Below are 25,952 nucleotides of genomic sequence, written 5' to 3' on the forward strand. Positions count from 1 at the left end.
CTATTAACGAATTTTTTCAGGATTAACAAATAACAGGTCATCAACGATGCAATTTTCTTCCCGCAAATACATATCCCGGAGTTTTATATAAATAATGTATAAATAATGGCACAACACTCATTGAGTGCATGCCTTTTTTGATCATGCCAATATTCTCACGACTTCAAACGTCAAACAGTATTAACATCTATTTAATTAAAGGATATTTGCATGACAAATTTAAATTATAAACCGACAATCTGGACACGTGCTGATGCTCTGAAGGTCAACGAAAATGACCCGACCACCACACAGCCTGTTGTTAGCGCCGATTTTCCGGTTATGAGTGATGAAGTATTCATTTGGGATACGATGCCGCTTAGGTCATTAGACGGCACGGTGGTTTCTGTCGACGGATGGTCCGTTATTTTCACGCTGACAGCGCAGCGTAATAACAATAATTCAGAATATCTCGATGCAGACGGAAATTATGATATTACCAGTGACTGGAATAATCGCCACGGACGCGCCAAAATTTGTTACTGGTATTCCCGTACGGGTAAGGATTGGATTTTTGGTGGCCGCGTGATGGCAGAAGGTGTTTCCCCTACGACCCGCGAATGGGCAGGGACGCCAATTTTGCTCAATGAAGACGGCGAGATTGATCTTTATTATACCTGTGTCACGCCAGGTGCGACCATTGCAAAAGTGAGAGGCAAAGTGCTGACCTCAGAAGAAGGCGTAACACTGGCCGGTTTCAACGAGGTTAAATCATTATTTTCAGCCGACGGCGTGTATTACCAGACTGAAAGCCAGAATCCATACTGGAACTTCAGGGATCCAAGCCCGTTTATCGATCCTCATGACGGTAAACTCTACATGGTGTTTGAAGGTAACGTGGCGGGTGAGCGGGGTTCTCACGTCATTGGCAAACAGGAAATGGGTACCCTTCCGCCGGACCATCGTGATGTGGGCAATGCAAGATACCAGGCGGGCTGTATTGGTATGGCCGTCGCCAAAGATCTTTCAGGAGATGAATGGGAAATTCTCCCTCCTCTGGTGACCGCTGTCGGCGTCAATGATCAAACCGAACGCCCTCATTTTGTCTTCCAGGATGGAAAATATTACCTGTTCACGATCAGTCATAAGTTTACCTATGCGGAGGGTCTGACGGGGCCTGATGGTGTTTACGGTTTCCTGAGTGATCGCCTTACCGGCCCTTATTCTCCGATGAACGGCTCCGGTTTGGTATTAGGTAATCCTCCTTCTCAGCCCTTCCAGACTTACTCGCACTGCGTAATGCCCAATGGCATGGTGACATCTTTTATTGATAACGTTCCGACCACCGACGGTAATTATCGTATTGGCGGGACAGAGGCTCCTACCGTAAAAATTGTCCTGACCGGAAACCGTTCATTTGTAGAATGCGTGTTTGATTATGGGTATATCCCGCCGATGAAGAATATTATTTTAAATTAATGAGGTGATCTGCCTTTCCGCATACGCTTTGCGGAAAGGCAGTGCAACTGGATTAAAACGGCACCGGCCTCCCCGCTGACTGAACGATTAAAGATTTATATTGATTCCAAAATCCCTGCCAATACATCTCCCGGCCTTTCAAGCACGGCCAGGTGAGTTCTGGCATTCTCCAAACGTTTCACCTTAAAGAAATCATGCGCCATAGCGAAACGCTGTTGTAAAGCAAGGTATTCGTCGTTTCTGTCGAGGGAATAGATATGGGTAGCCTTCGGTGGATTTTTGAGTTTTTCAAGGCGCTGGAGTGGCGAACCGTATGTCTGATAGGCATCGGCGATCACCTGCCCTGCAAGTCGCCACAACGGGTAGCTGGATTCAGACATTTCGGTTTTGAAATGATGGATCATGGTGGGTGACTCGCTTCCTGCCAGCCAAAATTCGTACAGCTGGTTCCGTGCAGACTGCCAGCGTTCTTCATGCTGCATCTCGTTGATTGAAGTGAAAAACGCCGTTGCAGGCTGATTCATGATCCAGTCAAGGAATATCACCGCAGGCACACGTTCTTTCAAACTTTCGGCCAAATCAACCGCTATCCAGCTGGCATGTGCAACGGAAACCGGTACTACGCGGGTCAGACCGAGATGGTCAATGAGTGTCAAAGCGTCTGTTAATAACGCCGCACCGTCAAAATCCTTGCCATCGGTCGATGATTTTCCATGACCACGCCAGTCAATAATGACAACACGGAAAAAAGCAGCGGCCAGTTCAGAGAAGTCATTGAAGACAGTTTTTGGCTGGCACCAGCCTGGCATAAGGAACAGCGTTGTGTCACCCGTACCGATATCCTGATAATCGATATCGCCATGCTCTGTATGCAAAATAGGCATGTTTTCGCCCCGTAGTGAAGTGAGTGGATAACTAACCTATCCGATCCCCCATCAATTAAACAAGCATTTGCTTGTTTAAATAGCACTAATGTCTTATCTCACGAGAGATCGCTAACTGACCTTTTGATTAACGCGATTATTTTCGAACTGCATAATAAGACTCAGCGCAGCGGGCAAAACAGTCAGCGTGACGAAAGTGGCAACGATCAGCCCGCCGATAATCGCATAGGCCATCGGCCCCCAGAAAACCTGCTCAGCAATCGGGATCATTCCCAGTATGGCCGCGCACGCCGTGAGCAATATGGGCCGGGAACGGTGTTGTGCCGCCGCTTTGATGGCTTCATCGCGGTCAAGCCCCTCCCTGACGTTATTGTCCACTTCACTGATGAGGATCACCGCATTGCGGATAATCATGCCTGCTAATGCGATGATGCCGAGCAACGCAACAAATCCCATCGGCGTACCCGTCGGCAACATCGCCAGCACAATGCCAATCAGTCCGAATGGCGCCATGAACAACGCGAGAAGCATGCGGGAGAAGCGCTGCAACTGGACCATCAGCAGGATCAGCATAACAAACAGTGTGACCGGCAACACCGCGAACACCGAGCTGTTGCCTTTGTCCGACTCGTCCACCACACCGCCCTCCTCTATCGTATATTCCGGCGGTAAGCTTGCCCTGATACGTGAGACCAGAGGAGAGAGTTGTTGAGAAACAGCCTCTGCCCGCAGACCTGCAGCTAAATCCGTCTGTACCGTGATAAACGGCAGGCGCTGCCGACGCCAGATAACCGGGTCATCAACTCCCCAGACCGGCGTCGCCACCTGACTCAGGGGGATTTTCTGCCCGCTTGCCGTGTTGATCATCAGCCCGGACAGCGTGGTCAAATCCTGACGTTCGCGCTTATTCCCGCGCAGAACAACGTCAATCAGCCGGTTTTTATCCCTGACGGTGGTGACAACGCTGCCAGACCAGACAGTGTTGAGCAACGTGGCGAGACTTTCGGAAGAAACACCCGCCGCCCGTGCTGCGGTCTGATTCACCTGTAACGTGATGACCCGCTCAGGTTCACCGGCGGTCAGATTAACTTCGCGGGTCCGGGGACTGTTTCCGAGAACGCTGGCGAGGTGCTGCGCAATCTGCCTGACCTTCGCATAATCCGGTCCGCTGACGCGATATTTTACCGGCCAGCCGATCGGCGGCCCCAGTTCCAGCGGCGAAACGCGCGTCGTGATATCACTGAAATCCCGGGCCAAAATAGTGTCCAGTTGCGCACGTAACTTATCCCTGTCCTCCAGACTTTTGGCGACAACAACCAGTTGTGCCGTGTTCTCATCATCCAGTAACACGTCCATGGGCAGGTAAAACCGCACCGCGCCTGACCCCACGTAGGTAGAAAAATGATCTACGTTCGGATTGTCTTTCAGGGCGTGCTCCAGCCTCTCCGCCCGGCGTGCCGTGTCGCTTTGCGAAACGTTACCGGGAAGCGTAAGGCTGACCAGCAGTTCCGGGCGATCGGACGCCGGGAAAAATTCGCCCTGCATAAACGTGGTCGCATAAGCGGCAAGCCCTAACAAAAGGCAGGCGAAACTGAGAGTCGCCACGCGTCTTTGCAAAACCTGATTCAGCAGACGCTGATAGAAACGCATCAGTCTGCCCTGTTTTTCAGCGTGTGATGCCAGTTTCTCAGGTAACAGCCAGGTTCCGATCAGCGGTGAAAACAGAATGGCCACTACCCAGGAACATAAAAGCGCAATCAGCACCACGGCGAAGAGAGAATAGCAATACTCTCCCGCACTTGAGGCAGCAAAGCCTACCGGAATAAAGCCCGCTATCATCACCAGTGTGCCGGTCAGCATCGGGAAAGCAGTCGTTTCAAATGCGTAAGTTGCCGCCCGCCATTTAGAATCACCGGCCTCAATACGGGAGACCATCGCCTCGACGGTTATCATGGCATCGTCCACCAGCAGCCCCAGGGCGATGATTAACGCCCCCAGCGAAATACGTTGTAACCCGATGCCGGCAAGCATCATGCCAATAAACGTCATTGCCAGCACGATGGGGATCGCCGCAGCCACCACCAGCCCGGCACGGGTGCCTAATGAGACGAAGGACACCGCCAGCACAATAACCACAGCCTCAATCAATACACGGATAAAGCCGCTTACCGCCTGCGATACTACGGCCGACTGATCCGCGACTTTAACCATTTCAATGCCGTGCGGGAGCTGTGCGCTAATCACGGCCATCCGGTCACTCAGCGCCTTGCCAAAAGAAAGCATGTTGCCTGTAGAAGCCATGGAAATGGCGAGACCGATCGCGGGCTGACCGTTGACCCGAAATGCCGGTGACGGGGGCTCGGCATCCTGGCGGCTAATGGTCGCGATATCCGTCAGCGGAATGTAGCGCCCGCTAATATGCAGCGTCACGGCACGTAAACTTTGCTCTGACGTCAGTGCGCCGCTCACACGCAGGGCAATGTTTTCACGATCGCTTCGCAAGACCCCCGAAGGTTCTACCGCATTTTGAGCCTTCAGTGCATCGGTGATTTGCCGGAGATCCAGCCCCATTCCCGCCAGTTGTGCCGGTGAAAATGCGAGAACAATATTCTCTTCCTGCACGCCCAGCAGGCTGGCTTTTCCCATATCCGGCAGCGACATCAGACTGCGGCTGATATCATCGACCTTGTCACGAAGCTCACGCGGCGTGAAACCTTCCGCAGTAAAGCCATAAATGGTGCCAAAGGTGTCATCAAATTCGTCATCCACCGAGGGACCCTGCACACCTGCTGGCAGTGACGGCGCGATATCCTGCATCTTTTTGCGCACCTGATACCAGATACCCGCAACCTCTGCAGGTGGCGTGTTATCGCGAAGATTCACAAAAATAACCGATTGCCCGGCACGCGTTTCACTTTGCACAAAATCAAGATAAGGCGTTTCCTGCAGTTTTTTCTCCAGCGTATCGGTGACCAGATTAACCGTATCCTCCACGCTTGCCCCCGGCCAGCTCGCGGACACCACGGCAGTTTTAATGGTAAACGCCGGATCTTCATTACGGGGGAGTTGCTCATAGCTGATGACACCCGCCGCCATTAACAGCAGCATAAAAAAGGCAATCAGTGACTGATGATTCAGCGCCCAGGCTGAAAGGTTGAAGGCCCCGACCGGGGAAGACGGTTTCATTCGCTGTCCTCCCCGGGCATGACTTTTTCACCTTCACGAAGTTTACTCACACCGGCAATGACCACCCTTTCGCCAGGCTGTACACCGGCAGACAGGAATATTTCAGAGGTACTGTAACGCCCGATAACCACGGGCCGTAAATGCAGCGTCAGCGTTTTCTCATCAACAACAAAAACCGCCGGTTTATCACCGGATCGGGTCAGCGCAGAAGCAGGCAGTGCTGTCAGACGCGGACCTGACGCGTTAAGTGTCAGTTGAACACTGGCACCGAGTGCCATGGCCGGTGGCGGGTTATCGAGGGTGATGCGGAGGCGCCAGGTGCGGGTTTGCGGGTCGGCCTGCGGGCTGACGTCGCGGAAATGCCCCTGCGCAACCACGGAAGGGGCCGAAAGTAACGATATAGTAAACAGGCTGTCAGCTTGCTGAGGAACAGACTGGGGATCGGCCACATCAAATACGGCATCACGCAGGCTGCCACTGGCCAGGGTGATCACAGACTGTCCGGCACTGACCACTTGTCCTGCCGACGCGCTGACCTGGGTAATCACGCCGTCAGCCGGAGCCGTGAGTTTTGTCCAGGACACGTTTTCCTGCGCATTTTTGAGCGCATCTTCACTGCTCTGACGCTTCGCGCGGGCAGCCTGCCAGTCAGCTTGCGCACTATCAAGCTGCGAGCGTGCGATAGCCCCGGAAGGCATCAGTAACTGCATACGCCTGAGACTGAGCGCCGCAACCTGCTCTGCCGCGCGGGCACTGTTCAGATCAGCCTGCGCACTGCTGAACTGGTTGCGGCTGGTCTCGCTTTCTTGCGTGGCGAGAACCTGACCGGCGATCACACGATCCCCCACCTCAGCCTGCCGCGTCAGAATGCGCCCGTCCAGCCGGAACCCGAGCGTCACCTCTTCATGGGCGCGTATTTCACCCGTTTGAATCAGGGAACTCAAAGCAACAGGAGGCGGTGCGGAAATGGTACGCACCGGCCTGACAGAGGGCGCTTGTTTATGGGCTTTGTCACCACAACCTGTCAGCACAATGGCAACGATGATCAGACAGGCGGCGGGAATGAAGGGAAGCATCCGACCGGTAGCGGATAAATGGCGAACGGCGTGACGCGCATAATCGGTGAAGGTAACAGCCATGACAGTCTTCCTGAATTGAGATGTCGCTATTCAATCCAATCACTGTCCAGATTCCCGTAATATTTCATCAAGAAACCGTCAAGATGCGCACTTTTTGCAAGATGGCTGACCGGCGCAGTGACAGCGGACGTGCAGCATGTAAATCAACATCGACCACGTCCACCGCATCGTCGTCTTCAATAATCAGCATCTGCCTGGTCTCCATACAGGTCATCTTGACGGTTTCTTCATAATTCCCCGACAGTTTATTGACACTGCCTCTTCATACTTCGGGTTTCAGACGCGGCTGCAATCCGCTACGAACCAACGTTTAGGTGATGAGGAATCACAATGACATCCAGAAAACTAATGCTGCAGATGACCTGTTTCAGCCTGTCCGCCACAGTGCTGCAGGCAATGGCCGACAACACGCCGTCTGCGCCGACGTTTACCGTCGGCATGGGCGCACAAAGCGCGCCGCGCTACAGCGGTTCCGATCAGCGCCACTGGCTGGTCGGGCCGGTCATTCAGGCGCGCGATGGCGCCTTTTTCTTCGATTCGCTCAAAGGCGTGGGTTATGACCTGCAGGCGGATAACGGCCTGTATCTGGAACATACGCTGGGATACAGCCTCGGGCGGACAGACAAAAATTCCACCTGGCGGGATGGCTCGAATAAGCTCAAAGGCATGGGGAATATCGATGCGACCATGAATACCGCGCTCGCGGTGGGCTGGTCTGCAACGCCGTGGCTGTCTTTTGAAGGCAAAGCCACCCTGCCACTGACGGACGGGCAAGGTGTGCATTATCAGACTTCCGTCACGGTACTGCCGCTGCAAAACGACACTGACACTGTTGCACTTCAGTCGGCAGCGCTCTTTGGCGACCGGCGCTATATGAATACCTTTTATGGTGTGAGCCGCGAACAAAGCGACCGCACTGACTTCGCGCCTTATCAGTCGGCCGGGGGTTTCTATGGCGTGGACAGCAGCCTGACCTGGAGCCATCAGTTCACGTCCCACTGGGGCGGCGTTATCAGTGCCGATTACACCTGGCTGGACGACAAAGCCGGTAACAGCCCGATTGTCGTTAAGCGCGGCGGCACGACTTACAATTTGGGTGTGCTTTATACCTTCTGATGCAATGAACATGAACCTATGAAAAGTCGTCCCGAACGGCGACTTTTTCATAGGTCCAAAAACACAAAGTCACAACCTTTCTGATAATAAAGGCAGAACACATGAAAGGAGATATCGCAACGCTGGTTTCAATTATTTTGTTTTATATTTTCTCATACTATTGCGTCTTTTTGACGTTATCCCCTCCGCAATTCGGCGGTCATTTCCGGCATATTCTGGATGTCCTCTTAAACTGAAAAAATATATGTGTGATCACAGAAAAATAAGCGCACATTCCCGGGCTGGTGCTGTTTAGAAAAGATATTTAAAACGCACGCGTGCGCCATAACGGTCATCCGTATTACCGGTTTTTACCGACGGCGATTCCAGCCAGGAGGCATAAGCCCCAAGATAAATATTGAAGTCAGGCATATCCATGATATCAGGCAGGTGCCATGAGGAATGGATGGTGTGGATGTCATATTTTCCCGGCGCCAGAATCGCGCAGTCGCTGTCACAGTCACTGGCTACCCCGGCCATATTGAACTTGTCGATATTGTTGTGCGCATAGATGTAACCCAGTTCCACGCGGTGCCATAAGGCATTTATGCCTGCGCTGAAATCTTTTTCGTCAGCGGCGTCGAGATAAGCCGTACTCAGGTTAACAACCGCACCGTTTTCTGCATCGGTTTTAAGCGTGTTCCAGCTCATCGTCATGCCGTAACCGGTCCGGCCCGACTGGTCTACCCAAACACCCTGAGTATCCTGATATCCATAGGCATTGTTCACCAGGTTGCTTTCGACAGCGGCGGCAACCGACCACGCGCCGGATTGCCAGGCCACGACCGGGCGGGCATAAACCACATTTTTACGGTTATCTAACGCATTGCCGTGATAGTTATTGTCGACAAATAGCGAACTGCCATCCTCTATAAGCGTGTTGAATTCGAAATACCAGTTATCGAGTGTCTTACTGAGCAGGAAATTGCCGCCGCTGCTGCTGCGCCCGCGCCCCTCTTTCATCATGTAGATATAACCGTAACCGTCACTGTAGAGATCGTTGGCGGTATTACCGGAATACTCAATGAACGTATCCTGATTCAGCGGGAACATATCCCAGGCCTCGAAGCGACCTATTTTAATTTTCCAGTCATCCTGCTGACCAAAGAAAAATGCCGCATCGTCGAGATTCATTTTTCCGTTTATATCAGCCAGTGGCTGAACAGTGAATCCGGCATATTTTCCATTAACCCCGTTTCGCAGACCATCAAACCCCAGAAGAATACGACCATTCATATCCCAGCGTTCTTTATCTCCGGGCGCCCAGTTTTTATTTGTACTGGTTTTTACCGACGTCAGGCTGCCCGTGCGGCTGGCACCGTCCATATTAAATTCAACGTCCCCGTAAAATTTAATATTACTATTCCCGCTGAGCTGAATAGCGGGAGTCGCGGGAACTGCGGGTGTATTGTTTACCACGGAGGATAATTGCTTCTCCTGCCTGAGTGCGCGAATTTCTGCCTCCGCACCCGCAGCGCGTTGCTCGGTGACTTTCAGCCGCTGCTCCATTTGTTCCAGCCGTTGTTCGAGGGAAAGCGTATCCTGTGCATTGGCTACTGAGGTACATACAGACGTCAACATACATCCGACCCAGATTTTATTCATCGGAAAAGACCTTCTTATTATTGATATTAGTGTGTCATTTTTTGTATAAATACAGCCCGAAGATAAACGCAGTAATAACCCGCCCATCATCAAAGACGGGTTATTCGCGACGCTGAACAGAATTTATTCCAGCTGCCAGGCTCCGGCATCGGATAATGTTGCCGTTCCATGCCAGGCAAATAAATTTAATTCTCGGTGACCGGCATCAGGATATATCCGGCTACTGAGGCAGGCCTGGCCGTCATTAACAAATACCTCGACGGATGAGCTGTCGATAAACACACGTAAAGCCAGAGGAGCGCCGGGCACTAACGGTACGCTGCGCGTGCCACATAATCCGTACTGCGGATAGCGGCGTTCCAGCACCAGACGCTGCATCTGGGTATCAACATAGACACGTAAACCGTCCCCCAGACTAAGTCCATACTGCTCCGCATCACTGCGTGCGCCATCCCAGTGAAGCGCAACTTCCATCGACTCCCCTTTTTCCGCCATCAGGATCTGCTGATTTTTCAAGGTACTGACAGGCCACGGGAACCAGGCCTGACGCAGTGCTTCCACCTCTTTCGCGGGACGCATCTGCAGACGATTGTTCTCATCAAGACTCAGCTCACGCGGCAGAGACAGCATCCCGGCCCAGCCGTCCTGTTGCTCCGGCATCGGCGACTCCCACATAGCCAGCCAGCCAATCACGATGCGGCGGCCATCCGGCGTCAGGAAACTCTGCGGGGCATAGAAGTCGTGCCCGTGATCCATTTCAATAAATTCTCCTGTACGAACAAACGGCTCGCCGGGCTGCCAGTCCCCCACCAGATAACCGCTCTGGAACAGATTACGGTTCTCAAAACCCTGCGCGGCTATCCCCTGCGGAGAAAACATCAGGACGCGTTTACCATTAAGGGTAAAGAAATCAGGGCACTCCCACATAAAGCCCATACCGGCTTCTGCCTCATCCAGGATCCCTTCATCCTGCCACTGACGCAGGTCGGCTGAACGATACAACCGTATTTGCCCGGTATCGCCAACGCGCGCACCGACGACCATGTACCAGCTATCCCCTTCGCGCCAGACCTTAGGGTCGCGGAAATGATGCAAGTCCGCCGGGGTATCGATAATGATCCCCTCACGTTTAAAGTGAATACCATCGCCACTGGTTGCCAGGCACTGCACCTGATAAAGGTTTTCGTCATTACCGGCGTCGCCGTGAAATTTATGCCCGGTGTAAATCAGCGCCAGGGTATCGCCATCCACCACCGCCGAACCCGAAAAACAGCCGTCTTTGTCTTCCGGTCCTTCCGGGGCCAGTGCAACGGGCAAGTGCTCCCAGTGAAGCAAATCTTTGCTCCGCGCATGTCCCCAGTGCATCGGTCCCCACTGGGTGGAATACGGATGATGCTGATAAAAAGCGTGATACCAACCCTCAAACCAGATCAGGCCATTAGGATCGTTAATCCAGCCAGCCCTCGCGGCCAGGTGATAGCGCGGGTACCAGCGCAGATTTACCCTCCCGTGCTTAGCCTGAAGTTCCTGTTCAGCATGAGCAATTGTATACGTCATCGTTTTCTCTCTTTTCAATCAGATAGTAGAAAGTTGCGGTATCTGTGGATCCCTAGAAGGCTTACCTGAGCGCAACAAGAAAATAGAAATAAAGGTGATACAGAACACCATCAGCCCCATAACCAGGTAGGACTGGGCAAATCCATATTTTTCGTAGCTGTAGCCGGCGAGGGGGGACAACACGGTGGCTATCACTGAGCTCGTACAGGCAAAGCCCACCAGATAGAGCGTGGATGAGAGTCGTTTATCGAAGTTAAGACTGTTGTATTTGAAGATAGCGATTAACAGTACCGGGAGTTCGACGGCATGCAGCAGCTTAGTAATGGAGATAAGCAGCGGGCCTTCCACTAAACCGGAAGCGACCATGCGCATCGCCATCACCATTCCGGCGAAAATCAGACCATTTTTGGCACCGATACGATTGACCAGCCACGGCGCACAGAACATGCCTGCGGCCTCCAGGAACACCTGAAACGAATTAAGATAACCGTACATGGCATTCCCTTCATGTTGCGTCGGGAACTGTGAGGAAAAATAGACCGGGAACTGCTGATCGTAGACGCCGTAAATACAGGTGCCGACCACAAAGAATACCAGAGCCCAGAAGCGCGGCAGGGTCAGCAGGCGTAATGCGTCCTCAAGGGTGACTTTGCCGCCTGACACGGCTTCCTGCATCGCGTGCGGTGCCGACGAGACGCGTAACCGCATCAAAAGCATAAAGAAGATCAGACCAGAACAACTGGCGACCGCGAAGTTCAGTTTCGGGTTGATATTAAACAGTAACCCGGCGAAAAACGTGGCGACAGCCCAACCCAGCGATCCCCACATTCTTGCTTTTCCGAATTCAAACTGGCTCTGGCGGGCAACACGCTCGGTGTAGGATTCAAGTACACCAATACCGCCATTGAAGGTCAGGCCGATATAGATCCCGCCAAAAAAACTGCCCAGAAAGACATTAATTTTCAGAAGATGTCCAAACAGCAGATAGGCCGGACCGGAAAAGATCAACAATGCCGTGATAAACCAGAGCAGGTTCTTACGCAGACCGAGTTTATCCTGAATAAAACCATAACAAATTTGCACAAACAGCGTGGAAAGCGACATCACGGAAAAAATGATCCCGGTGTCCCCTGCTTTCAGACCCACTTCCTGATGTAGCCAGATCGAGAGCAACGACCCTGTAGAGGACCAGGTCACAAAGAAAAAGAACAATAAAGCGCTGAGTATCAGATAACTGTGAGAATGACGGGTTTTCATCATGGCAATCTCATGCTGAGGTGGAGCGCAAATGATAACGTTAACATAAAATAAAACGCATGCCGTTTTACGGCGATTCTAGATGTTAATCACAAAAGTTAACGTTAACATTACCGGTGTGAGATCATGATCAACTTTTCGGGTTTACAGCGAACGACACACGCAGTCCAAAATCACGTATGATCCTTTTACATCAGCAAGTTAGTTTTATAGCCTGTCGCGTAGTGACAAGTTTGGAGCGAGAAGAATGGCATCCCTGAAAGATGTGGCAAAACTGGCAAACGTATCGCTGATGACGGTTTCCAGGGCATTAAACTCCCCGGAACGCCTGAAGCCGGAGACCCTGGCTCGCGTACAGTCCGCTATCGACGCCACTAATTACGTGCCCGATTTATCGGCAAAAAAAATACGTGGCGCTCACGCGATTGCAAAAACCATCGGTGTGCTGGCACTTGATACTGTGACCACCCCCTTTTCAGTGGAAATCACACTCTCCATCGAAGAAACCGCACGTGCGCATGGCTGGAACAGCTTTGTGGTTAACATGTTTTCCGATGACAGCCCGGAAAAAATCGTTGATCTGCTTCTCTCACATCGCCCGGATGGCATTATCTATACCACCATGGGATTGCGGCAGGTACCGCTGCCCGGAAAGTTGTTAAACCTCCCCTGTGTGCTGGCCAACTGTGAAAGCCTGCATCAGCAGGTAGCGAGTTATATTCCCGATGATGAACATGGACAGTATGTTGCGGTGCGGGCACTTTTATCTGCAGGCTATCGTCGCCCGCTCTGCTTACATTTGCCTGCCAACCATCTTGCGACTGTCAGACGCCGCAAAGGGCTGGAGCAGGCATGCACGCAAGCCGGTATAGCTCCTGATACGCTCGACCACCATTACATGGAATATGGCGATGAGCATTATCACGATATTCCCGACATGCTTTTGGCCCATATTAACCAGGGCAAACCTCAATTCGATTCAGTGGTGTGTGGAAACGATCGTATCGCATTTATGGTCTATCAGACGCTGCTGTCACAGGGCTTAAGGATCCCTGATGATGTTGCGGTGCTTGGCTACGATAATATGGTGGGTATTGGCGATCTATTCTTACCCCCCCTCTCGACCGTGCAATTACCCCATTACGAGATAGGACGCCTTAGTGCGCTTCATATTATTAACGGTGAGTGTCATAAGAATACTGTGGCCGTTGAAAGTCCGTTACTCCTTCGTGAATCAGTAAAAAACCACAGTAAAAGCAGATGAATATGATCAGCCGCTTTTAAAAGAATGGAAAATATAACGGGCCTGAGAATTGTCCGCAGAAAGCGTTCAGGAACCTTATCGGGTAGTGAATTAGACTGATTTTCTGGATTGTCTATTCAGCGTTGGAGTGCTTATTTTCACGGGATTAATGTCTAGACTCAACTTTCTGACAAATACCTAAGGAGCACACCATGGCAGACCATTCTGTTAAAGGCAAAGTTGTGATCATCGCAGGCGGTGCTAAAAATCTCGGCGGTTTGATCGCCCGCGATTTAGCCGCTCAGGGGGCGAAAGCCATCGCCATTCATTACAACAGCGCCTCCTCAAAAGCAGATGCTGATGAAACGCTGGCCGCCATCGAAGCCGCCGGAGCCAGGGCGGTGGCATTGCAGGCAGATTTGACGACCGCTGCAGCCGTCGAAAAACTCTTTGCTGACACCATCGCCGCCGTTGGCAAGCCGGATATCGCTATCAACACCGTGGGCAAAGTCCTCAAAAAACCCATGGCGGAAATAAGCGAAACTGAATACGACGAGATGACATCCGTTAACTCGAAAACGGCTTTCTTTTTCCTCAAAGAAGCCGGTAAAAATCTCAACGACAACGGTAAAATCTGCACGGTAGTCACCTCACTTCTGGGTGCCTTTACCCCGTTTTACGCCGCGTATGCAGGCACGAAAGCCCCGGTGGAGCATTACACACGGGCAGCGTCCAAAGAGTTTGGCGCGCGCGGTATTTCGGTCACGGCGGTAGGGCCGGGTCCGATGGATACCCCTTTCTTTTATCCTGCTGAAGGCGCTGACGCGGTGGCATATCATAAAACTGCAGCAGCACTCTCTCCTTTCAGCAAAACAGGCCTGACCGATATTGAAGACGTGGTGCCTTTCATTCGCCATCTGGTGAGCGATGGCTGGTGGATCACCGGCCAGACTATTCTGATCAACGGCGGCTATACCACCAAATAACCGATGACATCTGAATATCGGACTGTAAAAAGGATGGGTGATATGCTGAAGGCCCTGGAATATCCCCGTCCCTGCCGCAGACAAAGAGCAATAGCGAATTTCCTTTGTCAGGTATAACAACGAGATATTAAAGATGGACAGGTTCAACCAATATCGCGTATTCACGCAGGTCGCAGAAATGGGAAGCTTTGTTCGGGCCGCCAGCGCACTCTCTGTGCCGCGAGCCTCCGTTTCTGCCGCCATCCAGCAATTAGAATCGCAACTGGGCGTGAGGCTGTTGCACCGCACCACCCGCACAGTGCGGCTGACTACCGACGGCGAGCAATTGCTCGAACGGGTGCGCCCTTTACTGGCAGAAGTAGAGGATATCGACCAGTCATTTCAGCTCAGCCAGCGCCAGGCCTCAGGGAAGCTGACCATCGATGTCCCCAGCCGCATTGCCCGTCGCCTGATTGCCCCGGCCCTGCCAGAGTTATTGCGGTGCCACCCCCATTTACAGCTGGTTCTGGGGGTCATCGGACAGGGCTATCGATTTGGTACAGGACGGCGTGGATTGCGCTATCCGTGTGGGCGTATTGCATGACAGCAGTTTAGTCGTACGCTCCCTGGGTCACATAACCCTGATCAACTGCGCCAGCCCTGCTTATCTGAGCGAACATGGCCTGCCCTCCCAGCCGGACGATCTCGTCGGGGAGCATCTGGCCATCGGTTATATTTCATCAAGAACGGGTAAAGAGTTACCCTGGCAGTATCAGTCAAAGGACGGACATATACACAGTGTCAGCGTCCCCCACCAGGTTGGGGTTAACAATGCAGAAAGTTATATCGCCTGCTGCCTTGCAGGCCTTGGGCTGATCCAAATCCCCCGCTTCGATGTTCAGCATCTTCTGGATTCAGGGGAACTGATTGAGGTCCTGCCAGATTACCGGGCAGCGTCTATGCCGGTATCACTGCTCTATCCACATCGCCGCCAGCGATCCCGGAGACTGGCTGTTTTTCATGCATGGTTTGAGAAACTGATGCAACCCCATCTGGATACTTGAATTATCTCGTTTATTGACCAGAGAATTGCAGACTAAAATTAGCCGCACCGACAACATCAGCAACCTGTCTCACCCAGGCGAACCTTACCGATTCGCCAGCCGGTTTAAAATTCGTTATCATCCGCTCCCACTCTTCATCCGGGTATCCTGATGTCTGCGATTATCGATACTTTTATTGCCCCGCCGTGCCATGGTCAGATCGAGACGCTGTATCAGGACGAGCATCTGGTGCTTATCAATAAACCCACCGGACTGCTCAGCCTCTCGGGGAAAAACCCGCAAAATCTGGATTCCGTACATCACCGGCTGGTAAAGATATTTCCCGGCTGTACGCTGGTTCACCGTCTGGATTTCGGCACGTCCGGGCTGATGGTGATTGCGCGTAATAAGGCTATCAATGCCGCCCTCTGCCATCAATTCAGCCAGCGCACGGTGACCAAAGTGTACAGCGCATTGCTTTGCGGGCATCTGCAACATAACGAGGGGGTGACAGACGCGCCGATCGCCAAAGACCCTGCACTGTTTCCCCTGATGTCAATTTGCGCCGTCCACGGCAAGCCCGCCCGCTCCGGCTACCGGGTGGTTGAGCGCTTTTATCGTGAGCAGGAAAACGGCGAATTACTGCCACTGACGCGGGTACTGCTGACTCCGCAAACCGGGCGCACTCATCAGCTTCGCATTCACTGTCAGTATCTGGGCCACCCGATTTTGGGCTGTGATTTGTATGGCGGACGCCTGCTGCCGGGCACGGAACAGACTCCGCGACTGATGCTGCACGCCAGTGAACTGCATTTTGTTCATCCCGTCAGCGGAGAACGGATCGAAGCCCGCCATGCCAGCCCGTTCTGAAAGCGAAATCCTTTTTAACACCCCGCCCGGCACATTCCCTGCATTAAATTGCCCTCCCGCTTTGCAAAAGCGTTTTTAACCTGACGTTTGACGCTGTAGTCTCAGTAGCGGTTTTTATTTTGCTGCGTTCCAGCCAGGTAAACGGCCTTTAACCGATTTTAATAACGAAAAATTTTAGAAATCTGACGAACAGACAGGACAATTATGGACTCCATGCTCACCGCCCCCCACCCCGATGAGGAGATACCTTCATATCACCGTGCCCGCCGGGCTGCCTGGGGCAGTTTCGTCGGCGCAGTCGTAGACTGGTTTGATTTCTTGCTCTACGGCATCACCGCAGCATTAGTGTTTAACAGCGAATTTTTTCCGCAAATCGACCCGGCAATGGGCACACTCGCCGCATTTGCTACTTTCGGCGTCGGCTTTCTCTTCCGCCCGCTCGGCGGCATTGTCTTCGGACATTTCGGCGATCGCCTGGGTCGTAAGCGGATGCTGATGATGACCGTCTGGATCATGGGCATTGCCACCGCGTGCATCGGTATTCTTCCCTCTTTCGCGATGATTGGCTGGTGGGCTCCGGCGCTGCTGGTCACCTTGCGCGCCATTCAGGGATTTGCCGTCGGCGGCGAATGGGGTGGCGCGGCACTGCTGGCGGTGGAAAGTGCACCTTCCGGTAAAAAGGCGTTCTACAGCAGCGGGATACAGATGGGATACGGCGTCGGCCTGTTGCTGGCGACCGGACTGGTGTCACTGATCAGCAGCCTGACCACCGATGCGCAGTTCCTCAGCTGGGGCTGGCGTTTGCCATTTTTGTTCAGTGTGGTGCTGGTGCTGGGCGCGCTGTGGGTGCGCAATGGCATGGAAGAGTCGGTCGAGTTCGAACGTGCTCAGGAAAAGCTCCCCAAAGCAGCAAAAAAGCGGCTACCGGTATTTGAAGCGCTGTTGCGCCATCCCGGCGCATTTTTGAAAATCATCCTCCTGCGCCTGTGCGAACTGCTGACGATGTACATTGTCACGGCGTTCGCCCTTAACTACTCGACGCATAATCTGGGGATGTCGCGTGAGCTGTTTCTGAATATCGGGCTGCTGGTCGGTGGTATCAGTTGCCTGACGATCCCGTTATTCGCCTGGCTGGCAGACCGTTTCGGCCGTCGCCGCATTTACATTACCGGCGCACTCGTCGGCGCGATGAGCGCCTTCCCGTTCTTTATGGCGCTGGAAGCCCGCTCCATTGCCGGGGTGGTGATCTTCTCGCTGCTGCTGGCAAATATCGCCCACGATATGGTGGTCTGCGTCCAGCAACCGATGTTCACGGAAATGTTCGGCGCAGGTTACCGCTACAGCGGTGCGGGTGTCGGTTATCAGGTCGCCAGCGTCGTGGGCGGCGGATTTACACCGTTTATTGCCGCCGCATTGCTGAATTTCTCCGGCGGTGAATGGCATTCCGTCGCCATTTATCTGATGGCTGGCTGTTTGCTTTCTGCCCTGACGGCGATGTTTATGAAGACACCTGCGCCGCGCTGAACCGCCGGCCATGTAGAAAAGCCCGCTTAAAAATATTAAGCGGGCTTTTTTGCACCTGAAACAGATTTAGACCACCCGCAGCTCCTCGTAAGAGATCATCACATGTTCCGCAAATGCCGGACGCTGTGTGAGTTTTTCATAATAGTGTTCAATAGCCGGGAAGGACGGCCGTTCAATGGCAATATCGAAATAGCGATACAAACTGTGTCCAAACTGAATATCGGCCAGTGTGAATGCGCTTCCGGCAAGGTAGCCATGCCGGGCAATCTGCGCTTCGGCAATCGCCAGCTTCTTGTTCAGATTCTGCAATGATTTTTCTAATGCCTGATGATCCTGATCTTTAGCCGCCGTTCTCACCACCATCCAGAACACCGGCGCAGTGAAATTCATCGCTACGCTGATTTTTGCCCATTCCGTCCATTTATCGGTTTCGGCTCGCCGTTCAGGATCCTGCGGCCAGAATTCATCAGCACCGTATTTTCCTGCCAGATAACGCAGGATGGCGCCGGTTTCCCACAGCGGCTGGCCTTCACCATCGCGGATCACAGGAACCGTGCCATTGGGGTTCATCGCCAGAAATTCCGGGGTGTCATTCCCCCCGTATTTATGGCCGATGTCAAACCGCTCATACTCCAGCCCTAATTCCCCGATACACCACATCAGCGCCTGCACATTTGACGACGTTTTTCTGCCCCATACCCGAATCATTCACTTCCCCCTGTTCGTTCATAAAAGCACCATCCGGCTCTTGTACCCTAATAAAACATTGGCGACACCGTGCAGACAAGCCATATTTAGAATGAATGACGATAAACGAAGCCCAAAGGAAAAGCGTATGGATAACAAGTCCCTCACCCCCTCACAGGCGATTGAGAAGCTCGAAAAGATGTACAACGACTCTGTGGCCGCCCTGCGGGATGCGATTAAAGATTTCATCGTTCAGGGTACGTTGCCTGATATCACAGCGCGTGCTGCCGGGCTGTTTGTTTATCCGGAACTGCGGGTCAGCTGGGATGGCGTGACGCCAGCCAAAAACCCGACCCGCGCTTATGGCCGTTTTTCGCATCCGGGCCGTTATGCCAACACCATCACGCATCCTGAGCTGTTCCGTGATTATCTGCTGGAACAGCTTTCCCTGCTGGAAGAGGAATATGATGCGGTGATTGAAGTGGTGCCGTCACAGCAGGAGATCCCTTATTCGTATGTGATTGACGGCTCGGATCTGACGCTTGACCGGTCGATGAGCGCCGGGCTGGCGAAGCATTTCCCGACCACAGAACTGTCGCAGATAGGCGATGAAACCGCAGACGGCCTGCATTATCCCGGTGACACTTTCCCGCTGTCGCATTTCAATGCGCTGCGCGCTGATTTCTCGCTGGCGCGCCTGCGCCATTACACCGGCACGCTCACCGAACATTTTCAGCCATATGTGCTATTCACCAACTACACCCGATACGTCGATGAGTTTGTCAGCTGGGCGTGTGCGCAAATTGCCGATCCGGAAAGCCCGTATGAAGCACTGGCCTGCGCGGGCAGTGTATTTATCACGGCAGAAACGCAAAACCCTGAGCAGGCAGTGTCTGATCTGGCCTGGAAAAAACACCAGATGCCCGCCTATCATCTGATTGCCCGCGACGGTGCGGGGATTACACTGGTGAACATCGGCGTCGGCCCTGCCAATGCCAAAACCATTTGTGACCATCTGGCGGTGCTGCGTCCCCATGTCTGGCTGATGATTGGTCACTGCGGCGGATTACGTGAAACACAGTCGATCGGTGATTACGTTCTGGCGCACGCTTATTTACGTGACGACCATGTACTGGATGCCGTACTGCCGCCGGATATCCCGATCCCAAGCATTGCTGAAGTGCAACGTGCCTTGTATGACGCGACCAAAATGATGAGCGGCATGCCGGGTGAGCTGGTCAAGCAACGCCTGCGTACCGGCACGGTGGTGACTACCGATGACCGTAACTGGGAATTGCGTTATTCCGCCTCGGCATTGCGTTTTAATCTCAGCCGCGCCGTCGCCGTCGATATGGAAAGTGCGACCATCGCCGCGCAGGGATACCGCTTCCGGGTGCCTTACGGCACGCTGCTGTGCGTATCGGATAAGCCGTTGCACGGTGAAATCAAACTGCCGGGTCAGGCAAACAAATTCTACGAAGGCGCCATCTCAGAACATCTGCAAATTGGTATCTGTGCCATCGGCCTGTTGCGCGCTGAGGGCGATCATCTGCATTCACGCAAATTGCGTACCTTTAACGAACCCCCTTTCCGCTGATAACCACTCTGATTCCCCTTCAAGAGTTCGTGTTGCAGGCAGGCGGCAAGTTTGATAATCCCGGTGAGCTGACATTAAGTCAGTGATTCGGGTTATTAACCGCAGCCTCCCATCTGCGGCACAAAATATGGCGGGGAATTAAGGATTTCCTAAAAAAGACTTTGCATAATGCAGAGTCTTTTACCATCATAAATTAAAACGCTGTTCTACTTTCTTCCACACTGGAATTCTCTTGCAAAACGTCATCGTCTCTTTGCGCAAAGCCATCGAGCGCACGCCCTGGTATCCGAAACGGCGTTCTTACCGTACGTTGTTCTGGGGCGAAATAACGCCCCTCGCTGTCCCTATTTTCTTCGAAAATGCCTGCGTACTGCTGATGGGCGTACTGAGTACTTTTCTGGTCAGCTGGCTGGGCAAGGAAGCAATGGCAGGCGTGGGTCTGGCCGACAGTTTCAATATGGTGGTGATTTCATTCTTCGCCGCTGTCGATCTTGGTACCACCGTCGTCGTGGCGTTCAGCCTCGGTAAACTCGACCACGAGCGCGCCCGTGCGGCAGCACGTCAGTCACTGGCGATCATGACCGTTTTTGCCGTACTGCTGGCGATACTTCTGCAATTTTCCGGACATGTAATTGTCGACATGATCGCCGGCAATGCCGAGCCGGAGGTAAAAGAACTGGCGCTGTCTTACCTGCAAATGAGCAGCTGGAGCTATCCGGCGGCAGCCATTGCCCTGATCGGTTCCGGTGCTTTGCGTGGTGCGGGTAACACCAAAATCCCGATGTTACTTAACGGCGGGATGAACATCCTCAATCTGGTGATCAGCAGTGTGCTGATCTATGGTTGTTTCGGCTGGCACGGTCTGGGCTTTATCGGTGCCGGACTGGGGCTGACCATTTCACGTTATATCGGCGCGGTGGCCGTCATTTTCGTGCTGATGATTGGTTTCAATCCGTCCCTGAAAATCTCGCTGAAAAGCTATTTTCTGCCGCTCAATACCAACATTCTGCGCGAAGTCTTAGGCATCGGTATTCCGGCCAGTATCGAATCGGTATTGTTTAACGGCGGTAAATTACTGACGCAGGTTTTTGTCGCAGGCATGGGCACCAACGTGATTGCCGGTAACTTTATCGCCTTCTCGATTGCGGCGCTGATCAACCTGCCGGGCAACGCGCTGGGTTCTGCCTCGACCATTATCGTGGGAACACGTCTGGGCAAAGGGCAAATTGCCCAATCTGAGCGCCAGTTGCGCCATATTTTCTGGCTTTCCACTTTCGGGCTGTGTGTTCTGGCCTTCCTTTCAGTGCCATTTGCCGGTTTGCTGGCACGGTTTTACACCAACGAACAGGATGTTATCGACGTCGTCAAAATCCTTATCTGGCTGAACGCCGCCTTTATGCCTTTCTGGGCTGCCTCGTGGGTATTGCCTGCGGGCCTGAAAGGAGCGCGTGATGCCCGCTTTACCATGTACGTTTCTATGCTCGGGATGTGGGGTTGTCGCATCGTGGTGGGCTATTTCCTCGGGATCGTCCTGGGTTTCGGCGTAGTCGGCATCTGGCTGGGAATGTTCCTCGACTGGATCGTGCGCGGCCTGTTTTTCTACTGGCGTATGGCCAGCGGCCGCTGGTTGTGGAAATACCCGAAGGCCAAAAGGACAGCATGACTTACTGCGGTTATGCCCGCCGGTACATCCGGCGGGGATGGCCGATTTTCCCGTAGAGCATGTCGACTTTCAAATCGCCTTTCTGCACACAGTGTTCGAGATAGCGGCGGGCAGTGGTTTTACTCAACCCCGTTTCGCTGACGACTTCATCCACTGAATAGCAGCGTCCGGCATCCTGCATAAAGATGCCTTCCACCAGATTTAGCGTGTTTTCCTCGATGCCTTTATTACCCGCTTTCGGCGTGAAATCCTTCGCCTGGAGCTGATAAAGGCTGTCTACGTTTTGCTGATCCACCACTTTCCAGGTCCGCTGTGTCTGGCTGAACTGGATAAAGCGATCCAGCGATTGTTGCAGCCTGTTCCACGACACCGGTTTGAGGATGTAATCAAAAGCACCACAGCGGATCGCCTGACTGCAGGTATTCATGTCGCTGGCGGCGGTGATAAAAATCACCGAACAGGGTGTTCTCTTCAGCAGGTCATCTTCAATCAGTGAAATCCCCTGACCGTCAGGCAAATAGTTATCCAGCAACAGCAGTTGCGGCCGCTTTTCTTCGATAAGCACTTTCGCTTCATGCAGCGTGGATGCGACACCCACCAGTCGCAACCAGCGGTGATTATCAATCAGTTCGGCATACAGTTGTGCCAGCTGGTTTTCATCTTCAACAATCATTACGTCAATCATTTCAGCTTGCATCATTTGCTCTCTTCCAGTTCTTCTGGTCGGGGATTACCGGCATAAAACCACCCTTTTCTTCAGGGCAGCACACCGGAATAAAGACCGAGAAAACAGCGCCGCTCGGCGGATTATCGGACACTTCAATGGTTCCGCCCGCATGGCTGACATAGCTGGCAACCAGATGCAGTCCCAGCCCGTGATCGCCTTGCGTTTTGGATGTCACCCCCAGCGCAAAAATCTGTTCGCGCCGCTCCTGCGCAATCCCGATGCCGTGGTCAGCGACTTCAATCACCAGCTCATCCGTGCCGGAAACGACATACACTTCAACCGGCCCGGCATCACTGCCGCGCAGTAACGTGGCTTCGATGGCGTTATCCAGCAGGTTGCCGATGATCGACATCAGTTCAGTTTCACTGAGCGCAGCAGGCAGATACGTTAATTCACAGGCAGGATCGAATGTGAGCTCAACACCTTTTTCCCGGGCACGGGCATATTTTCCGAGTAATAAACCGCACAACCTTGGCGAGCAGAACCGCTCTGAAACGAAATCCAGCAATTCCTGCGCACTTTCAGACTGGGCCTCGATATAACGAATCGCCTCATCGTAGCGTCCCATATGCAGCAGGCCAGCGAGCGTTGCCGTCCAGTTGAGCTGTTCATGCCGCATCACCCGCAGGTTATCGGCATAACGCTGCACCTGACTTAGCTGGATGCTGAGCCGGTCGATATCGCTGCAATCCCGAAAAGTGATCACCCAGCCCTGAAGCTGGTCTTCCAGCATGATCCGCACCCGACTGGCAATCACGGTCAGGTTATTGAACAGGCAGATTTCGTCGTGAATGTCTTTTTTCAGCATGACCTGCGGGTCAAAGAAACTGACCGGCGCAATCACCTGCCTGAGCGGCTGACCACGCAGTTCACGGGACGGCACGTCAAGGTTGAGCAGCTTTTTGGCCGCCTGGTTGATGACCGCCACGCGGGAGTGCGCATCAATGGCGATCACCCCTTCGTAAATCGACTCCATCAGCGCCTTTTGCTGACGCACCAGCAGGCCGATTTCCCGGGGCTCCAGCGCAAACATCTGTCGTTTAATCGAACGTGAAAAAAACCATGAAAAGGTAAACAACGCCAGCAGCAAGGTGGCGGCCGCCAGTAAAATGCGGATGGCTTTTTCAACGGTCAGACTGTTGATGTGGCTGGTGAGATAGCCGACAGAAACGATACCCATCACCTTGCCTTGCGCGTTCACGATCGGTGCTTTACTGCGCAGCGACAGCCCGATCCCACCCAGCCGGATGGTGGTGGTGCTTTTACCCGCCAGCACTTCTTCGTTGTCCCCTCCGACCAGCGTTTTTCCGACGCGGTCAGCATAAATCGAATGAAACAGATGTATCGCTTTACCATCGCCGATCACCATATAACTGGCATCGCTGTGAGCAGAAATATTCCTCATTAAACTGTTAATTGCTGAAATGTCCTTATTTTCAACTGCGGTAATTAATGAGGGAATAAGTGCAATTTCCTCTGCCTGAACTTTTGCACGAATACCCATATCTTCATATAACTGACGTTCTATATCGTGATAGTAATAAACACCTGTCAGCGAAAAAAGCGCCATAAATAACAGAACAAGATAAACAAAAAGCTTTATCTGAAAAGAAGGACGGAACCGCATCGGAGAACCTATCGCCAGACCGTGATATTAACAAACAGTACGTGAAGATTATCATTCCCCGGTATTTCCGTCAGAATGAAGGATCAAAGTTGCGAGGCATGCCGCAGAACACCTTCAGGCACCGCAAGCCTCTGACGGCACAACACATAATTCACAACAGCTATTTCACGATAAATTAACAGTAATATTATAATTACAAATAACACCATAAAAACCACGAGAAAATAAACGCATCACGAATTTTTAAATTAATTAAAACCATAAAAACCTTTCGCTCCTTTAAAACACCCTGTCTAATTTGCGGCACTTCACATATTACCGGTTATTATTCCTCTTACACTCCCTGCACAAATTGACACAGGGGATTCATCATGAGTACAACCGACGACACTTATTCTGTTCCCGCGGGAGTTTCTTCCGCAAAACAGCTCTCATTAAAAGAAAAATGGTGGCACATTCTCGACACCTGGAAAATCGGCATTATTCCGTTGCCGCTGTTTGCCATGGCGGGGTTGCTTATCGCAATAGATTGTCTCGACGGCAAACTGCCGAGCGACATCGTGGTCATGGTCGCCACACTGGCATTCTTTGGATTCGCCTGCGGCGAATTCGGCAAACGTCTTCCTTTCATCGGCAAGATGGGCGCGGCAGCGATTTGCGCCACGTTCATTCCTTCCGCACTGGTCTATTACGGCCTGCTGCCGGATGTCGTGGTGGAATCCACCACCAAGTTCTATAAAAGTACCAACATTCTGTATCTCTACATTTGTTGCATCATCGTGGGCAGCATCATGAGCATGGATCGCAAAGTGCTGATCCAGGGTTTCATGCGTATTTTCTTCCCGATGCTGTGTGGCGAAGTGGTCGGCATGCTGGTCGGGATGGGCGTGGGTCTGTCGCTGGGCATGGAACCTTTCCAGATTTTCTTCTTCCTGATCCTGCCGATTATGGCCGGTGGCGTCGGTGAAGGAGCGATTCCACTTTCCATCGGTTATGCAGCCATCCTGCATATGGATCAGGGCGTAGCGCTGGGTCGCATTCTGCCTATCGTGATGCTGGGCGGCCTGACCGCTATCGTCATTTCCGGCTCACTCAATCAGTTAGGTAAACGCTATCCGCATCTGACCGGCGAAGGCCAGCTGATGCCGTCTTCCAAAAATGCCACCGCTGACAGCAGCAAGCTGAGCGGCACCGGTGGTAAAACGGATGTTACCACCATCGCGGCAGGCGCCCTGCTGGCCGTTCTGCTGTATATGGTGGGCATGCTGTTACACAAACTGATTGGTCTTCCTGCACCGGTCGGCATGCTGTTTGCGGCCGTTGGCCTGAAACTGGCGCACGGCGTTTCACCCCGCCTCCTCGAAGGTTCTCAGGTGGTGTACAAATTCTTCCAGACTTCCGTCACCTACCCGATTTTGTTCGCCGTCGGCGTGGCCATCACACCGTGGAAGGAACTGGTCGCCGCATTCACCATTTCTAATCTCCTGGTCATTGTCAGCACCGTTGCGGCGCTGGTCGCCACCGGCTTCTTCGTCGGCAAGAAAATTGGCATGCACCCGATTGATGTGGCCATTGTTTCGTGCTGCCAGAGCGGTCAGGGCGGTACCGGTGACGTCGCCATTCTGACAGCGGGTAACCGCATGCAACTGATGCCATTTGCCCAAATTGCTACGCGCATTGGCGGCGCCATCAATGTCTCAGTCTCCCTGCTGGTGCTTGGCAACTTCCTTGTCTGACGCCGGGCTAACCCTTTTTTAATTCAGGA

Annotated in this window: 19 protein-coding genes and 1 pseudogene; 10 read left to right on the top strand and 10 right to left on the bottom strand. The window is 52.8% G+C overall.

All coding sequences use genetic code 11. The features are described from left to right. Positions 1 to 210: 210 nt before the first annotated feature. Positions 211 to 1,458, top strand: a complete 1,248-nt coding sequence (gene sacB, locus UC14_RS11845) for a levansucrase (protein ID WP_112197736.1) — start codon at positions 211 to 213, stop codon at positions 1,456 to 1,458. Positions 1,459 to 1,553: 95 nt separating this feature from the next. Here sacB and UC14_RS11850 read toward each other — a convergent pair whose 3' ends face one another. From UC14_RS11850 to UC14_RS11865, 4 genes are all read right to left on the bottom strand, one after another. Further along, on the bottom strand, positions 1,554 to 2,342 hold the full coding sequence (locus tag UC14_RS11850; protein ID WP_112151769.1) for an alpha/beta hydrolase: 789 nt from the start codon (positions 2,340 to 2,342) through the stop codon (positions 1,554 to 1,556). 111 nt (positions 2,343 to 2,453) lie between these two features. Continuing rightward, positions 2,454 to 5,528: an efflux RND transporter permease subunit gene (locus UC14_RS11855; RefSeq protein ID WP_112197737.1), complete on the bottom strand. Its 3,075-nt coding sequence runs from the start codon at positions 5,526 to 5,528 to the stop codon at positions 2,454 to 2,456. Continuing rightward, positions 5,525 to 6,667: an efflux RND transporter periplasmic adaptor subunit gene (locus UC14_RS11860; protein ID WP_112197738.1), complete on the bottom strand. Its 1,143-nt coding sequence runs from the start codon at positions 6,665 to 6,667 to the stop codon at positions 5,525 to 5,527. The genes UC14_RS11855 and UC14_RS11860 overlap by 4 nt, the downstream gene beginning before the upstream one ends. Before the next feature lie 67 nt (positions 6,668 to 6,734). After that, entirely contained in the window at positions 6,735 to 6,872 is a 138-nt protein-coding gene (locus UC14_RS11865) for a hypothetical protein (RefSeq protein WP_232829672.1), read from the bottom strand. Positions 6,873 to 6,997: 125 nt separating this feature from the next. Between UC14_RS11865 and UC14_RS11870 the strand changes: the two genes are divergently transcribed. After that, a complete protein-coding gene (locus UC14_RS11870; RefSeq protein ID WP_112151765.1) occupies positions 6,998 to 7,783 on the top strand; it encodes a MipA/OmpV family protein in 786 nt (261 codons plus the stop codon). A 291-nt stretch (positions 7,784 to 8,074) separates the two neighbouring features. On the opposite strand, the gene UC14_RS11875 is transcribed toward UC14_RS11870, so the two are convergent. The 3 genes from UC14_RS11875 to UC14_RS11885 all read right to left on the bottom strand — a co-directional run bounded on the left by UC14_RS11875 (position 8,075) and on the right by UC14_RS11885 (position 12,244). Beyond that, positions 8,075 to 9,427 (bottom strand): carbohydrate porin, encoded by a 1,353-nt coding sequence (locus tag UC14_RS11875; protein WP_112197739.1) that lies wholly within the window; start codon positions 9,425 to 9,427, stop codon positions 8,075 to 8,077. A 123-nt stretch (positions 9,428 to 9,550) separates the two neighbouring features. Continuing rightward, positions 9,551 to 10,984, bottom strand: a complete 1,434-nt coding sequence (locus UC14_RS11880; protein WP_112197740.1) for a glycoside hydrolase family 32 protein — start codon at positions 10,982 to 10,984, stop codon at positions 9,551 to 9,553. An 18-nt stretch (positions 10,985 to 11,002) separates the two neighbouring features. Further along, positions 11,003 to 12,244, bottom strand: coding sequence for an MFS transporter (locus UC14_RS11885; RefSeq protein ID WP_015689639.1), 1,242 nt, complete (start codon positions 12,242 to 12,244; stop codon positions 11,003 to 11,005). Between the two features lie 244 nt (positions 12,245 to 12,488). On the opposite strand from UC14_RS11885, the gene UC14_RS11890 reads away from it, so the two are divergent. From UC14_RS11890 to shiA, 5 genes and pseudogenes are all read left to right on the top strand, one after another. Next, the gene (locus tag UC14_RS11890) at positions 12,489 to 13,505 is read left to right on the top strand and encodes a LacI family DNA-binding transcriptional regulator (protein ID WP_013574937.1); all 1,017 of its coding nucleotides are present in this window, start codon (positions 12,489 to 12,491) and stop codon (positions 13,503 to 13,505) included. A gap of 191 nt (positions 13,506 to 13,696) precedes the next feature. After that, on the top strand, positions 13,697 to 14,470 hold the full coding sequence (locus UC14_RS11895; RefSeq protein WP_013574936.1) for an SDR family oxidoreductase: 774 nt from the start codon (positions 13,697 to 13,699) through the stop codon (positions 14,468 to 14,470). A 133-nt stretch (positions 14,471 to 14,603) separates the two neighbouring features. Then, positions 14,604 to 15,513: pseudogene (locus UC14_RS11900) on the top strand (LysR family transcriptional regulator). A gap of 150 nt (positions 15,514 to 15,663) precedes the next feature. Continuing rightward, the gene (locus UC14_RS11905) at positions 15,664 to 16,362 is read left to right on the top strand and encodes an RluA family pseudouridine synthase (RefSeq protein ID WP_013574934.1); all 699 of its coding nucleotides are present in this window, start codon (positions 15,664 to 15,666) and stop codon (positions 16,360 to 16,362) included. Between the two features lie 204 nt (positions 16,363 to 16,566). Next, positions 16,567 to 17,886: a shikimate transporter gene (shiA, locus tag UC14_RS11910; protein WP_112151760.1), complete on the top strand. Its 1,320-nt coding sequence runs from the start codon at positions 16,567 to 16,569 to the stop codon at positions 17,884 to 17,886. Positions 17,887 to 17,952: 66 nt separating this feature from the next. Here shiA and UC14_RS11915 read toward each other — a convergent pair whose 3' ends face one another. Then, entirely contained in the window at positions 17,953 to 18,594 is a 642-nt protein-coding gene (locus UC14_RS11915; protein ID WP_037035935.1) for a glutathione S-transferase family protein, read from the bottom strand. Between the two features lie 127 nt (positions 18,595 to 18,721). On the opposite strand from UC14_RS11915, the gene UC14_RS11920 reads away from it, so the two are divergent. Together UC14_RS11920 and UC14_RS11925 are read left to right on the top strand one after the other, a co-directional pair. Further along, entirely contained in the window at positions 18,722 to 20,170 is a 1,449-nt protein-coding gene (locus tag UC14_RS11920; RefSeq protein ID WP_013574931.1) for an AMP nucleosidase, read from the top strand. Positions 20,171 to 20,402: 232 nt separating this feature from the next. After that, positions 20,403 to 21,833: an EmmdR/YeeO family multidrug/toxin efflux MATE transporter gene (locus UC14_RS11925; protein ID WP_112197741.1), complete on the top strand. Its 1,431-nt coding sequence runs from the start codon at positions 20,403 to 20,405 to the stop codon at positions 21,831 to 21,833. Between the two features lie 10 nt (positions 21,834 to 21,843). Here UC14_RS11925 and UC14_RS11930 read toward each other — a convergent pair whose 3' ends face one another. Together UC14_RS11930 and UC14_RS11935 are read right to left on the bottom strand one after the other, a co-directional pair. Further along, complete coding sequence (locus UC14_RS11930) at positions 21,844 to 22,530, bottom strand: response regulator (protein WP_015689638.1); 687 nt, start codon at positions 22,528 to 22,530, stop codon at positions 21,844 to 21,846. Then, complete coding sequence (locus UC14_RS11935; protein ID WP_013574928.1) at positions 22,520 to 24,187, bottom strand: sensor histidine kinase; 1,668 nt, start codon at positions 24,185 to 24,187, stop codon at positions 22,520 to 22,522. Before UC14_RS11935 ends, UC14_RS11930 begins: the two co-directional genes overlap by 11 nt. A gap of 371 nt (positions 24,188 to 24,558) precedes the next feature. Here UC14_RS11935 and UC14_RS11940 point away from each other — a divergent pair, with 371 nt between their 5' ends. Next, a complete protein-coding gene (locus UC14_RS11940) occupies positions 24,559 to 25,923 on the top strand; it encodes a 2-hydroxycarboxylate transporter family protein (RefSeq protein WP_013574927.1) in 1,365 nt (454 codons plus the stop codon). Positions 25,924 to 25,952 lie beyond the last annotated feature (29 nt).

The organism is Rahnella sp. NRRL B-41462 (genome assembly GCF_003263525.1).
Classification (GTDB): Bacteria; Pseudomonadota; Gammaproteobacteria; order Enterobacterales; family Enterobacteriaceae; genus Rahnella; species Rahnella aceris.